This is a genomic window from Nocardia brasiliensis ATCC 700358 (assembly GCF_000250675.2).
In the GTDB taxonomy this organism is placed as follows: Bacteria; Actinomycetota; Actinomycetes; order Mycobacteriales; family Mycobacteriaceae; genus Nocardia; species Nocardia brasiliensis_B.
In genome coordinates, this window is the sequence record NC_018681.1 from 6761457 (window position 1) to 6775046 (window position 13590).

General features: G+C 69.6%; 10 protein-coding genes. 3 read left to right on the forward strand and 7 right to left on the reverse strand.

The window, feature by feature from the left end; genetic code table 11:
- Positions 1 to 116: 116 nt before the first annotated feature.
- The 4 genes from O3I_RS29895 to O3I_RS29910 form a co-directional block, all read right to left on the reverse strand.
- Positions 117 to 821 carry an anti-sigma factor gene (locus O3I_RS29895; RefSeq protein WP_014986755.1) on the reverse strand — a complete coding sequence of 235 codons (705 nt, stop codon included), beginning with the start codon at positions 819 to 821 and terminating at the stop codon, positions 117 to 119.
- A complete protein-coding gene (sigK, locus tag O3I_RS29900; RefSeq protein ID WP_014986756.1) occupies positions 814 to 1518 on the reverse strand; it encodes an ECF RNA polymerase sigma factor SigK in 705 nt (234 codons plus the stop codon). The genes O3I_RS29895 and sigK overlap by 8 nt, the downstream gene beginning before the upstream one ends.
- 49 nt (positions 1519 to 1567) lie before the next feature.
- Complete coding sequence (locus O3I_RS29905) at positions 1568 to 2245, reverse strand: DUF5134 domain-containing protein (protein ID WP_014986757.1); 678 nt, start codon at positions 2243 to 2245, stop codon at positions 1568 to 1570.
- A gap of 84 nt (positions 2246 to 2329) precedes the next feature.
- A complete protein-coding gene (locus tag O3I_RS29910; protein WP_063632286.1) occupies positions 2330 to 3367 on the reverse strand; it encodes an AraC family transcriptional regulator in 1038 nt (345 codons plus the stop codon).
- Positions 3368 to 3652: 285 nt separating this feature from the next.
- Here O3I_RS29910 and O3I_RS29915 point away from each other — a divergent pair, with 285 nt between their 5' ends.
- Positions 3653 to 4381, forward strand: coding sequence for an SDR family NAD(P)-dependent oxidoreductase (locus O3I_RS29915; protein ID WP_014986759.1), 729 nt, complete (start codon positions 3653 to 3655; stop codon positions 4379 to 4381).
- 6 nt (positions 4382 to 4387) lie between these two features.
- Here the strand turns inward: O3I_RS29915 and O3I_RS29920 are convergent, their stop codons facing one another.
- Positions 4388 to 6019: an acyl-CoA synthetase gene (locus O3I_RS29920; protein ID WP_014986760.1), complete on the reverse strand. Its 1632-nt coding sequence runs from the start codon at positions 6017 to 6019 to the stop codon at positions 4388 to 4390.
- A 139-nt stretch (positions 6020 to 6158) separates the two neighbouring features.
- Here O3I_RS29920 and O3I_RS29925 point away from each other — a divergent pair, with 139 nt between their 5' ends.
- Positions 6159 to 6671, forward strand: coding sequence for a GNAT family N-acetyltransferase (locus O3I_RS29925; RefSeq protein ID WP_237748157.1), 513 nt, complete (start codon positions 6159 to 6161; stop codon positions 6669 to 6671).
- 47 nt (positions 6672 to 6718) lie between these two features.
- On the opposite strand, the gene O3I_RS29930 is transcribed toward O3I_RS29925, so the two are convergent.
- Together O3I_RS29930 and O3I_RS29935 are read right to left on the reverse strand one after the other, a co-directional pair.
- On the reverse strand, positions 6719 to 7942 hold the full coding sequence (locus O3I_RS29930) for an aspartate aminotransferase family protein (RefSeq protein WP_041562962.1): 1224 nt from the start codon (positions 7940 to 7942) through the stop codon (positions 6719 to 6721).
- Between the two features lie 82 nt (positions 7943 to 8024).
- The gene (locus tag O3I_RS29935; RefSeq protein WP_014986763.1) at positions 8025 to 8651 is read right to left on the reverse strand and encodes a Pr6Pr family membrane protein; all 627 of its coding nucleotides are present in this window, start codon (positions 8649 to 8651) and stop codon (positions 8025 to 8027) included.
- A 127-nt stretch (positions 8652 to 8778) separates the two neighbouring features.
- Here O3I_RS29935 and hrpA point away from each other — a divergent pair, with 127 nt between their 5' ends.
- Positions 8779 to 13482 (forward strand): ATP-dependent RNA helicase HrpA, encoded by a 4704-nt coding sequence (gene hrpA, locus O3I_RS46570; RefSeq protein ID WP_014986764.1) that lies wholly within the window; start codon positions 8779 to 8781, stop codon positions 13480 to 13482.
- Positions 13483 to 13590 lie beyond the last annotated feature (108 nt).

The window sequence follows — 13590 nt, forward strand, 5'->3', positions numbered from 1 at the left end:
CGCTGGCCGCGAGCCCGCTGTGAGCACGGATGCAGTAGCCGATATCGTTGCCGCAAAAGGCAATTCGGCGCGCACATCGGCAGGGCCGCGACGTCGCGACAGACACCCTGCGCGACTCAGGGCAGTACCACCCCCGCGATGGGGCTGGTTGTCGGGGCGGGCGATCCACCCAAGGGTTCCACGCTGATCGCGAGTTGCTCGCCTGGGGCGAATGCCGTGACGAATGGTTTTGTGGCGGAGGGCAATTCGGCAAGCACGCCGGCTGAGCGGGGTTGGGTTCCGGCCAGCAACCAGACCTGGTACACGTGGTCGGCGGGGGGTTGCGCTACCCCGTCGAAAGCTACGCGGGCTACCCGCTGCTGGGGCGAGATCTCTACGACGAGCGAGCCACCGCCGGTGACCGGTCCGGCCAAGGTGCGTGTCGTCTGCTCCGCACTCGGCACTTGCGAGGGCGTGTCGTTGATCCGGTCGGCGACCACCACACCACCGATCACCAGGCACGCCGCGGCGGCGACCGGGACCGCCCAGCGCAGGCGCCGCGACCATCGCGCGGGCGGACCAGACCGCTCGTCGGGCGGTAGCGCGGCCAGAATCCGGGCCTCCAGTTCCGGCGGTGGTTCCTGCGCGTCGAGGGCGGCCACCCGCGCCATCACCTCGCGCATCCGCCACACGGTGTCCAGAAAGGCTTGCCGCACAGCCGGATCGGCCGCTTCGAGCCGCTCCTCGATATGTCTGCGCTCGATCTCGGCGACGGCGTCGAGCGCGCACGGATAGGCGAGGTCGAGCAGTTCCGCGTCCGAGCGCGGCGGGACCTCAGCCATCGGCGCCTTCTCCGGACAAGCATTTCTCCAGTCTCTTCAGCCCGTCACGGATACGGGTTTTCACGGTGGGCAACGGTACCGAGAGATGATCGGCCACTTCACGGTACGTCCGCCCGGAGTAGTAGGCGAGGGCGATCGCTTCCCGCTGGGTCGGGGTGAGCGTATCGAGGCAGTCGGCGACCGTCTGCTCTTCCATCCGCTGTGTCACCGATTCGGCGACCACATCGTGATCGCGGCCCGCGTGCGCGTGCGCGAACGCCAGGTCGCGCCCGGCCGCGGCGGCTTCGGCGCGCACCCGGTCGACCGCGCGGCGATGCGCGAGCATCATCAGCCAGCCGATCGGGCTCGACAGTTTCGGGTCGTAGCGTGCGGCGTGCGACCAGACCTGTAGGTACACCTCCTGCGCGACTTCTTCCGCGGTGGCGTGGCTGCGCAGGATCCGCACGGCGAGCCCGAACACCCGGGCGCTGGTGCGCCGGTAGAACTCGGTGAACGCGGCCCGATCCCCGCTGCCGATCGCGGCCAGCAGGGCGGTCAGTTCGCGGCTGACGAGCGCGGATCGCTGTCGAGCAGCGGCACTCGGCCGCGGGCACGCGACGATCGCCGCATCCTCGCCGATTCCGTCCGGCACCGGGTCTCCGAATCGGTACCAGGGCGCAGAACCGGGCTTGCCGATGGCCGAATCACCTGCCTGCATAGACAGGGGTTCGGTTTGCGATGGCGCGCGGATTGGTCTGCGGCGCCGGTCAACTCGAAACCGCGGCGATCAACATGTACGCGGTGCCGAGGTCCATCACCACGTGCGGGACCATCGCCCAGCGTCGGCGCGGACCGGCGAGCACCGCGACACACCCACCCGACCTGAGCACAATGCCCAGGTAGCCAGGCGTGTCGACACCCGGACGGCCGAACGTGCCCAGCACTGTGACGACCAGTGCGTCCGCGGCGAACAGTCCGGCGAGCACCAGCGCGGGCACCGGGGCGGGTCCGTCGGCATGTCCGGCGGGGATATGTCCGGACATGGCGTAGAGCATCGCCGCGGCGGTCACCGTGTGATATCCGAGCGGGACCAGCCGGTCGGTGGCCGGTGACCGCTGTTCCCCGGTGCGCGGTTCCGCGAGGCGCGCCAGCAGCAACGCCGCGAAGACCACCGTCAGCGCGGTCAGCACACTGCGCAGGGCGATCGGGTTCGCGTCAGCCGGGAACATCAGCATCGCGAGCATGACCAGGCACATGATCAGGTGCGCGGCGTCGGATTCGGCGTACCCGCCGCGCGGCACCGGTCCCGACGCACCGTGCTCGCGACCGTGTTCCGGCACCGCGACCGGTGCGACCATCCGCCCCACCACGATTCCCGCCGTGATCAGGAAGGCCGCGACCACCGCCCACCGCAACGCGGCGTACTGCTGCACGAACTGCGCCACACCCCACCACCTTTCGCCACGGCGACCGGGGATCTACTCCCCCCTATGCTCGCATTGATCGGAACTGGGGAACCGCGAACGAGGTCAGTGGGTCACCGACGTCCGGTACCGATCGGCGGCGGTCCGCGCGAAACGCCCGGGCGACACACCCCGCCACTGTTTGAACGCGTTCGAAAAGCTCGGTGCGCCCGAATATCCCATCCGGTAGGCGACGTCCTCGACGGTCAGTCCCGTCGCGAGCAACTCTTCGGCGAGGGTGCCGAAGGTTTCCGCGCAGAGCCTGCGATAGGAGGTGCCTTCATCGGCCAACCGGCGGCGCATGGTGCGCAGGCTCATGTGCAGCCCGGCGGCGACCTCCTCCTGGCTCAGCCTGCCGTTCATCCGGTGCATCAGCACCGAACGCACCGAACCGGCCACCCCTTGGCGCAGGCCGCGACGCTGTAGCAGCTCGTCGCACTGCTCCTCGAAGAGCTGTGCGGTGAGCGGACTCGCCTGCGGCATCGGCGCGTCCACGTCGGCGGCGTCGAACACGGCCAGTTGCAGTTCGGCGGATTCGGTGCTCGGGATCTCGAACTGTTCCAGGATCGGTGCCAGCCGCGGACCCAGTCCCCCCGCGATCTCGGCGCGCAACACCGGCGGCGGCACACCGAACACGAGGAACCAATTCGTCAGCAGCGCTGAGACATCCCGTTCGGCGAGGAACGCGCGCAGATCGGCGGGCAGGTCACGGTCGTCGCCGTAGAGCCAGATCTCGTCGTCGCGGTACACGTGCCAGGCGCGCGCGAAGGAGGTCATCAGGCTGAAGTAGCGCATGGCGACGTCGATGGCCTGACCCATGGTCGGGCTGCTGAGCACCGCGAGCGCGAACACCCCGAGGGTGGTGATGTGGGTGCGGGAGCCGGCTTCGAGGCCGAGGCCCGGCGGATCGCCGAGCTGCGTGACGATATTGCGGACGATGCCCAGCTCTTGTGCCGCGGTGATTTCCGCACCGGGCGTCTTCAGCAGGCGGGGATCGACTTCCGTGCCGTGCAGGCACTGCGACTGGGTCAGACCGTGATCTTCTCCGAGCTCGACGAGGATCACCGCGTGTGTCACCGACCGCCGCCACTCCCATGAGGCCACGTATCCATCGTTGCTTGCTATGGCCGATATGCGCAAGGTTTTTGGCCGGAGATCGTATGTTCCACTGCCCCAAGGGCATTGGTTACCGGCAACAAAACCGGCCGACCGGTTCTGTATTCGAACCACCAGTGGCCGCATCTCGCAACCAGGTCGGCCGGTGTCGGCATGGACAGCGGCAGCCCGGCCTGCGCTGGCCGGATTGCGCAAACTCATGACCCGATATCGCATGGAACGCCACCCAGCGACACCCTAGCGTTGAACAGAGACAAAGGTGGGCAGAACGAAATGTCTCGAAAAACACTCGCTGGCAAACGGATCGCGATCACCGGGGGCGCGCACGGCATCGGGCGCGAGACCGCACTGGCTTTCCTGGCGGAAGGCGCCGACGTCGTGATCGGGGACATGGATGTCGGCTCGGTGCGCGCGGTGGCCGACCAACTCGCCAGGACGCACGGCGGCACCGTGGTGGGGCTGGCCCTCGATGTCACCGACAGCGCTCGGTTCGCGAGCTTTCTCGGCTCCGCCGAACGCAAGCTCGGCGGGCTAGACGTCGTGGTGAACGCCGCCGACGTGATGCCGTCGGGTCCGTTCCTCGCCGAGACCGAGGCCGAATCCGACCACCAGATCGATATCAACCTGCGCGCGGTGATCACCGGAACCCGTTTGGCCGCTGAACGATTCGCCGCTCGCGGGCACGGCCAGATCGTGAACATCGGGACCGCGGCCGGGGTGACCGGAGCCTTGGGTGTCGCGGTGTACTGCGCGACCAAGCACGGCGTGGTCGGGCTCGGCGCGGCACTCGATCACGAACTCGCCGAGCGGGGTGTCACCGTCAGCACGGTGGCGGCCGGGTCGATCACCGATCCGGTGGCGGTCGCCGACGCGGTCGTCGAGGCGGTGGTCCGGCAGCGGGGCGGGCTGATCAGTGTGGCCGCGCCCAGGGGCCTGCGAGCTTTGCGACCGCCGAGCGAGCTACTGCGCCGCCTCTTCGCGCGCGACGGGCAAGCGCACTGAGGTCCGTCACAGCTCGCGCAGCACGCGTTTGAGCACCTTCCCGGTGGGATTGCGCGGGAGTTCGTCGACGAACAGCACGTCACGCGGCACCTTGAACCGGGCCAGATGCGCTTTGACGTGCTCACGCACCTCGTCCTCGGCCAGCGAATGTCCTTCCCGGACCACCAGCACCGCGCGCAGCCGCTGCCCGTGCCGCTCGTCCGGCACGCCGAACGCACTCACCTCCGCGACCGCCGGGTGCGCGGCGAGCAGCTCCTCCACCTCGCCGGGGAAGACGTTCTCCCCACCGGACACGATCATGTCGTCGTCGCGGCCATCGATGAAAAGCCTGCCCGCACTGTCGAAGTGGCCGACATCCCCGCTGGACATCAGCTTGCCGACGCGCGCCTTGTCCCCGCCGCCGGTATAGCCCTCGAACTGGAAGTTGTTGCCGACGAAGATCCGTCCGGTGTGTCCCGGCGGCAGTTCGTTGCCGTCGTCGTCGAGGATTTTCACGGTGGCGCTGGAGACCGGGCTACCCACACATCCGGGTTCGACGGCCAGGTCGGCGGGCGTGGCGATGGTCGCGTAGGCCACCTCGGTGGAGCCGTACAGGTTGTAGATCACCGGGCCGAACGCGTCGGTCACCCGGGTGCAGAGGTCGGCGCCCAGCTGCGAGCCGGCGACGAAGATGATCCGCAGCGCGGAGAAGTCATGTCCCGCACGGGCTTGCGGCCCCAGATCGACCAGGCGTTGCAGCATCACCGGGACGGCGATCAGCGAGGTGGCGCGATGCCGGTGCATGCTGTCCAGCACCGCCTGCGGGTCGAATCGGCGGCGCAGCACCAGCGTGGAACCGAAACCGAGCGCGAGGGCCACGTGCGCGAAGCCGAGCGTATGGAACAGCGGCGCCGGGCATTCGGTGATCTCCTTGGCCCGGAACGGCACCTTGTCCAGCAGCGCGCCCAGCGGCGCGAGCGAGGTCGGGTCACGCCGCGGCGCGCCTTTCGGCGTTCCGGTCGTGCCGCTGGTCAGGAGGATGACCTTCGCGGTGGTGGTGGCGCGGCGCAGCGGGGTCCGCGGCGCGCCCGCGATCAGATTCTCCAGCGTGCCGACGCCGGCTTCCTCGGCCCAGGCCCGGAAGCGCCCGCGCGGCGCGGTGAGATCGCCGAGGATCTCGGTGTACTCCTCGTCGAAGACCAGCAGGTCGGCGCCCTCGCGCGCGACCACCTCGCGCAGCTGCGGGCCCGCGAAATCGGTGTTGAGCAACACGATTCGAGCGCCGCACTTGGCCGCGGCGAAGACCGCGTAGTGGAAGCCGCGATGGTTGCGGGCCAGGATCGCCACGGTCTCGCCGTCGCGCAGGCCGCGCACCCGCCAGGCGTTGGCCAGCGCGGTGGTGCGCTCGTCGAGTTCCCGGAAGGTGAGCGTGCCCAGCTCATCGATCAGCGCGGCGCGATCCCGGTAGCGCACCGCGGCCACCCCGGTGAGCCCGCCGAGCAGGCCGGAGCGATAGACCGCCGCGCCCATCCTGGCGAGCCGGTCCGGCCATTCCGGCGTCACCAGGCCGGCCCGCACCGCCAAGGTGGCGTAATAGGTTTCGTCGACGGCCCGGCGCGCCACCGCCGCGGCCTGGGTGGCGACCTCGGCGAGCTTCATCATCTGACCCCCTGGACGGACAACCGCGTCCATCGAAAAGTGCGGGCGAGTGCCTTCACAGTAAAGCGCGTCCGGCGGGGTCCCGTCGAGCACTCATTTTCCGGATGCGAGCGGCCATCCCGCGCGGCATGATCGACGGATGTCCAGCAATACCGACCAGTCCGATATCGAGTCCGCGCAGACCTCCAGCCTCGCCTTGCGCATCGTCGTCGACGATCTCACCGGACCGGAGATCGCCGCGCTGCTCACCGAACACCTCGAGGACATGGCCGCGAACTCCCCCGCCGAGAGCATGCATGCCCTCGACCTGGATGCGCTGCGCCGCCCGGAGATCACCTTCTGGACTGGTTGGGACGGCACGGTTCTCGCGGGCTGCGCGGCGCTGAAGGAACTGGACGCCGAGCACGCCGAGATCAAATCCATGCGCACCGCCGCGACGCACAAACGCCGCGGCGTCGCCTCGATCCTGCTGCGGCACTTGCTCGCCGAGGCCGCCGCGCGGGGCTATCGCCGGGTCAGCCTGGAAACCGGCACGCCGGCGTTCTTCGCGCCCGCGCAGCAGCTCTATGCCGCACACGGTTTCGTGTCGTGCCCGCCGTTCGGCGAGTACCGGGTGGACCCGTACAGCACGTTCATGACGCGCTCGCTCTGAAAATCGCCGCGCCCCTTCCACTTTCACCCACCCCAGGGCGCGAGGGCTCAGCCGAGTGCGGCGGTGAAGCCGGCGACCAGCTCGTCGACCTGTTCGTCGGTCATCACGAACGACGGCGAGATCTGCATCGCGCCCTGGCCCGCCGCGCGGCTGGAAACACCGTGGGCGCGCAGGGTTTTCACCATCGGCAGCCCTTCGGCGGGGTCCACCAGCTGCACCGCGGCCACGGCGCCCAGTCCACTGCGCACCTCCGCGACCCGGGGGTGCTCGGCCAGCGGGGCCAGCTTCGTGTGCAAGGTGGACTCCAGGCGCGCGGCCTCGGCCAGGAGGTTCTCCCGCTCGACGATATCGAGGTTGGCCAGCGCGGCGGCGGCCGAACCCGCGTGCCCGCCGTAGGTGTAGCCGTGCCGCCACCAGACACCGCCGCTGAAGAACGGCTCGGCGACACGCGGGGCGATGAACACCGCGCCCATCGGGAGGTAGCCGGAGGTCAGGCCCTTCGCGGTGGTCATCAGGTCGGGCTCGAGGTCGAAGCGCGACGAGGCGAACCACGAGCCGCCGATCCGGCCGAAACCGGTGACCACCTCGTCGGCGACGAACAGGATGTCGTGATCCCGGCAGATCCGCCGCACCTCGGCGAGATAGCCCTGCGGCGGCAGGTAGATGCCGCCCGCGCCGATGATGGGTTCGCAGAAGAACGCGGCGATGCGTTCGGCGCCGATCTCCTCGATCAGCGCGAGCAGCGCCTTGGCGTCGTCCCAGTCGACGGTGCGCGCGTCGGCCATCAGCTCGCCGTAGCCTTCGCGGTTGACCGGGATGCCCGCCAGCGCGGTGCCCGCGACGTGCATGCCGTGGTAGGCCTTGCTGCGCCCGACCACGATCGTCTTGTCCGGGCGGCCGAGCTCGTGCCAGTACCGGCGGGCCAGCTTGGCGGCGGTGTCCACCGAGTCCGAGCCGCCGGAGGTGAAGAAGATCTTGCTGCCCGGCACCGGTGCCAGCGCGGAAAGCCGCTCGGCCAGTTCCTGGGTGGCGGGCTCGGCGAAGTCGCCGAAGTTGGAGTAGTGCGCGATCTGGCGCAGCTGCGCGGCGACCGCGTCCGCGATCTCGCCACGCCCGTGCCCGACATTGGTGAACCACAGCCCGGCCGTGGCGTCCAGATAGCGCTTGCCCGCGGCATCGTAGATATAGGCGCCCTCGCCCCGGGCGACGACGAACGCGCCGTCCCGCTCGACCGCACCCATATCGGCAAAACCGTGCCATAGCGAGTTCATGTGTCCACCTTTACCTTAGGAAGGTGTCGCCCAACGAATCCCGTCGCCCGGGTATGGCCAGTACCACGTTCGCCCGGACCGCTCATGACACGCGGTGGCGAGCCCGGCCGCCGACCGCGGCGATGGCGACGGCCAGCAACGTGAAGACGCCGGTCAACACGATCAGGCCGATGGTCAGGGAGATATAGCCCTGACCACGCGGATCGATGAACGGATACGGGTACCAGTCCACCAGCGGGCCGCGGATCAGGGTGTACGCGCCGTAGATCAGCGGATAGACGAGCCAGAGCACGATCAAGCGCGGCGACAGCGCCACCCGCGCGCTGGCCGGGACCAGCACCCAATCGGCCACCAGCACGATCGGCAGCACCCGGTGCATGACGTCGTTGATCCAGCGATCGGTCAGCATCACGTCGATATTCGCCAGCAGGACCGCATAGATCACACCGGTGATGAGCAGATACAGCGTCGTCGCGCCGCGCACCACCTGCCAGCGGTGACTTTGCGGGTCCACCAGGCCGCCGATCAGCAACACCAGCACGCCGAGCACGTTCGACTGAATCGTGAAGAAGCTGAAGTAGTTTCCGAGGGAGAACGCGTCCTCGTGCAGGTCACGCAGCGGGATCCAGGCCAGCGCGACGGCACCGAGCACACCGAAGGCGACCCGCAGAATCCGATAGAACAAAGCCGTGCCCGTATCGGCGCTCATCGCCCGATCCTCGCATATCAACCGGTATTCACCCGGCAGATCCGGACGAACGGCACATCTGTGGCAACCCTGGCGCACCGCCTGCCGGAAATACCGGTTGCCTTCCTTCGCTACGCTTATCGATGCAATGACCAGGACAGCTGATACCGGACCCCGCGAGCTCCGCACCCGCCTGGCGAATCTCTCCCTCCGCGACGAATACCGGCTGCGCCGCCGGCTCGACCGGGCGCGCGGCGGCGACCTCGGCGCGGTCGAGGCGGAGATCGCCGCCGCGGAACTCCGCATCGACGCGCGCCGCGCGGCCGTGCCGCAGATCCGCTACCCGGAGCAGCTGCCCGTCACCCAGCGCCGCGACGACATCGCCGCCGCCATCGCCGCGCACCAGGTGGTGATCGTCGCGGGCGAAACCGGCTCCGGCAAGACCACCCAGATCCCGAAGATCTGCCTGGAACTCGGCCGCGGCATCCGCGGCACCATCGGCCACACCCAGCCGCGCAGGCTGGCCGCGCGCACCGTCGCCGAACGCATCGCCGAGGAGCTCGGCACCGAACTCGGCGACGTCGTCGGCTACACGGTCCGCTTCACCGACCACGCCTCCGACCGCACCCTGATCAAGCTGATGACCGACGGCATCCTGCTCGCCGAGATCCAGCGGGACCGGCTGCTGCGCCGCTACGACACGATCATCATCGACGAGGCGCACGAACGCAGCCTCAACATCGACTTCCTGCTCGGCTACCTGAAACAGCTGCTGCCGCGCAGACCCGATCTGAAGGTGATCATCACCTCCGCGACCATCGACCCCGAACTGTTCGCCCGGCATTTCGCCGACGAAAACGGCACGCCCGCACCGATCGTCGAGGTCTCCGGCCGGTCCTATCCGGTCGAGTTGCGCTACCGGCCGCTCTCGCTCGAACTGCCCGGTGCCGACGAAGACGACGAAGACACCACGGTGGTCGACCGCGACCCGGTGGACGCCATTGGCGACGCGGTCACCGAACTGTTCGCCGAAGGCGACGGCGACGTGCTGGTCTTCCTGTCCGGCGAACGCGAGATCCGCGACGCCGCAGACGCATTGCGCGACCTGAAACTGCCGCGCACCGAGATCCTGCCGCTCTACGCGCGCCTGTCCACCGCCGAGCAGCACCGGGTGTTCGCGCCGCATCCGGGCCGTCGCGTGGTACTGGCGACCAATGTCGCCGAGACCTCGCTGACCGTGCCGGGCATCCGGTACGTCATCGACCCCGGGACCGCACGCATCTCGCGGTATTCGATGCGCACCAAGGTGCAACGCCTGCCGATCGAGAAGGTCTCCCAGGCCTCGGCCCGCCAGCGCGCCGGGCGCTGTGGTCGCGTCGCCGACGGCATCTGCATCCGGCTCTATGCCGAGGACGACTTCGAGGCCAGGCCCGCGTTCACCGAACCGGAGATCCTGCGCACCAACCTCGCCGCCGTCATCCTGCAGATGACCGCGCTCGGACTCGGCGATATCGAGAACTTCCCGTTCGTGGAGGCCCCGGACCGGCGGGCCATCCGGGACGGCATCGCGCTGCTGGAAGAGCTCGGCGCGCTGGGCAAGCGGACCGACGGCAAGTCCGGACCCGAAACCCGTACCGACGACTACGGATTGACGCTCACTCCGATCGGCCGGGACATGGCGCAGCTGCCGGTCGACCCGCGCATGGCCCGCATGCTGGTCGAAGCGCACGGCACCGGTTGCCTGGCCGAGGTGCTGATCATCGTCGCGGCACTGTCCATCCAGGACGTCCGCGAACGTCCGGCCGACCATCAGCAGGCCGCCGACACCAAGCACGCCCGGTTCGTCGTCGAGGGTTCGGATTTCCTGGCCTACCTGCGCCTCTGGGACTACCTGACCGAGCAGCGGAAATCGTTGTCGTCCAACCAGTTCCGGCGGATGTGCCGCGAGGAGTTCCTGCATTATCTGCGCATCAGGGAATGGCAGGACCTGCACGGGCAGCTGCGCACGATCACCAGGGGGCTGGGGTGGTCTGGTGAAGGGGGCGAGGATGCGGGACGGGCTCGCGGTGGTGCGGCCGAAGGTGGGCGGTCGGGGGACGGCGGGGGCGGCCGTGGTCGGGGCGACGGTGGTCGAGGCGGGGCTGCGGGTAGCCGAGGCGAAGGTCGTGGCCGGAACGAGGGCAGCTTGGACGACGCCGGGAGCGGGCGAGGCGGGGGCGGCTCGGCCGAGGACGCGAGTGACCGAGGCGGGGCCGACGGTCGCCGAAGCGGGGCCGACGGTGACCGAGGCGGTTCTACGGGTGGCCGAGGCGACAGTCGTTACCGGGGCGAGGGCGGTCGGGGCGACGGTGGCCGAGGCGGGGCGGCAAGTGGCCGCGGCGAAGGTCGTAGCCGGAACGAGAGCGGGCGAGGCGAGGCCGGTGGTGGCCGAGGCGGGGTTGACGGTGGCCGAGGCGGGGTTGACGGTGGCCGCGGCGAGGGCGCTGGCGGCAGCCGTGACCGGGGCGAGGGCGGTCGAGGCGAGGCCGACGGCGGCCGAGGCTACAGCCGCGACCAGGCCGAGGGCGGCCGGGGCGGAGTCGAGGACGGCGTCGGAAACGATGGGGGCCGTGGGCAATCCGGGGGCGGGCCGGGCGAGATACGTGGTCGCCGGTCGCGACGCGGCGGTTCCGTTGCGGACCGGCGCGACGGCGACGCGGCGGCGGACGCTGCGGGCGGCTCGCGTGGGCAGAGGCGGGGGCGGCGCGGTGATCGCCCGCAGGCCGTGAACCGCGCGTCGCTCGAATCCGATGACATGCCTTGGGATTCCGCCAGTATCCATCAGGCGCTGCTGGCGGGCATGCTCTCGCACATCGGTGTGCGCGAGGCGGAGTCACGGGAGTTCCTGGGCGCGCGCAACGCGAAATTCATGATCTTCCCCGGTTCGTCGCTGGCGAAGAAGCCGCCGCGCTGGGTGATGGCGGCCGAACTCGTCGAGACCTCGCGCCTGTGGGGCCGGATGGCGGCCAAGGTGGAGCCGGAGTGGGCCGAGCGGCTCGCCGGAGATCTGGTGAAACGCACCTATTCCGAACCACATTGGTCAGCCAAGCGCGGCGCGGCCAGCGCCTACGAGCGGGTCACCCTCTACGGCATCCCCCTGGTCACCGGCAGGCAGGTGGACTACGGCCGCATCGACCCCGAACTGTCGCGCGAGCTGTTCATCCGGCACGCGCTGGTGCAGGGCGAATGGCAGACCCGCCACGAGTTCTTCCACCGCAACCGCGAATTGATCGACGACGTCGCCGATCTGGAGCACCGCGCGCGCCGCCGCGACATCCTGGTCGACGACGAAGTGCTGTTCGAGTTCTACGACAAGCGGCTGCCCGCCGACATCGTCTCGGTGCGGCATTTCGACAAATGGTGGAAGGGCGCGTCCCGCAAAGATCCGGCACTGCTCGACTTCTCGACCGCCACCGTCGTCAACGAGAACGCCGCGGCGCTCGACCCTGCCGCTTTCCCCGACGCCTGGCGGCAGGGCGAACTCAGCTTCCCCCTGACCTATCAGTTCGAGCCCGGTCAGGAGGAAGACGGCGTCACGGTGCGCATCCCGGTGGAACAGCTCGCGCATGTGCGCGCGGTCGGCTTCGACTGGCTGGTGCCCGGCATGCGGGACGAACTGGCCGCGGCGCTGATCAAGACCCTGCCGAAAGCGTTGCGGCGCAGCGTCGTTCCCGCCCCCGATTTCGCCGCCGCCGCGCTGGCCGCGCTCACGCCACGCGCGGAACCGTTACGCACCGGGCTGGCGCGGGAACTGTCGCGCCTCGGCTCGATCACCATCGACCCGGGCGACCTCGATCCGAGCGCCCTGCCCGATCATCTGCGGATGACCTTCGCCGCAGTCGATGCCGACGGCCGGGTGCTGGCTGGCGGTAAGAGTCTGCAAGCACTGAAAACCCGTTTGGCCGAACAGGTCTCCGCTTCGGTGGCGCGGGCGACCGCGGGCGCCGAACGCGCGCCCGCCGCGGTGTGGACCTCGGAATCGCTCGGCACGGTCGAGGAGACGGTGCGGCGCGAGGTCGCGGGACAGACCGTCACCGGCTACCCCGCGCTGGTGCCCGAGGGCGCCGGCGTGGCCGTGCGCGTGCTCAGTTCGCCTGCCGCGCAAGCCAGTGCGATGCGGGCGGGCACCCGCGCGCTCGTGCTCAACGCCATCCCGACCTCGGTGCGCACCGTCACCGCGAGCCTGCCGCCCACGGATCGCCTTGCGCTGAGCCAGAATCCGTACGGGTCGATCGACGCGCTCGTCGAGGATTGCCGCGCGGCGGCGGCCGACGAACTCATCGCCGCGGCGGGCGGCCCGGTGCGCAGCCCGGACGATTTCGCCGCACTGGTCGCGAAGATCCGCCCGGACCTGACCACCGCGGTCGCCCGGCTGGTGCGCCTGCTCGTCCCGATTCTCGCTGAGGCGCACCGGGTTTCGGCCGCGCTCGCCGACACCACCGAACGCGATATCGCCGACGATGTGCGCGATCAGCTCGACAACCTGGTGTTCCCCGGTTTCGTCTCCGAATGGGGTAGCACCCGATTGCGGGAACTCCCCCGCTATCTCCAGGGCGCCGTCGCCCGCCTGGAGGCCCTGCCCGGCTCCGCGGTCCGCGACCGGCAGAGCATGGCCGAACTGGATCGCGCGATCGCCGCCTACGACCGCCTCGTGAACTCCCTACCGGAGAACCGGCGCGGCGCCCCGGCCGTCACCGAGATCTGGTGGATGCTGGAGGAATTCCGGGTCAGCCTGTTCGCCCAAAAACTCGGCACCCCATACCCGGTGTCCGCCAAGCGGATCGAGCGCGCCATCGCCGCCGTCCGCCGCTAGGCGCGTTGTGAAGGTTGACCGCAAGGCGCGTTCTCGCGAGTTTCCACCCGCCGACGCGACAGGCAGTTCACGAGGTTGCCTTGCTGGCGGCGACGCACTTTCGCCTAC

Coding starts and splice junctions, on each gene's coding strand:
- O3I_RS29895 (WP_014986755.1), bottom strand. CDS start 821: ATGGCTGAGGTCCCGCCGCGCTCGGACGCGGAACTGCTCGACCTCGCC.
- O3I_RS29930 (WP_041562962.1), bottom strand. CDS start 7,942: ATGAACTCGCTATGGCACGGTTTTGCCGATATGGGTGCGGTCGAGCGG.
- hrpA (WP_014986764.1), top strand. CDS start 8,779: ATGACCAGGACAGCTGATACCGGACCCCGCGAGCTCCGCACCCGCCTG.
- O3I_RS29925 (WP_237748157.1), top strand. CDS start 6,159: ATGTCCAGCAATACCGACCAGTCCGATATCGAGTCCGCGCAGACCTCC.
- O3I_RS29920 (WP_014986760.1), bottom strand. CDS start 6,019: ATGAAGCTCGCCGAGGTCGCCACCCAGGCCGCGGCGGTGGCGCGCCGG.
- O3I_RS29935 (WP_014986763.1), bottom strand. CDS start 8,651: ATGAGCGCCGATACGGGCACGGCTTTGTTCTATCGGATTCTGCGGGTC.
- O3I_RS29915 (WP_014986759.1), top strand. CDS start 3,653: ATGTCTCGAAAAACACTCGCTGGCAAACGGATCGCGATCACCGGGGGC.
- sigK (WP_014986756.1), bottom strand. CDS start 1,518: ATGCAGGCAGGTGATTCGGCCATCGGCAAGCCCGGTTCTGCGCCCTGG.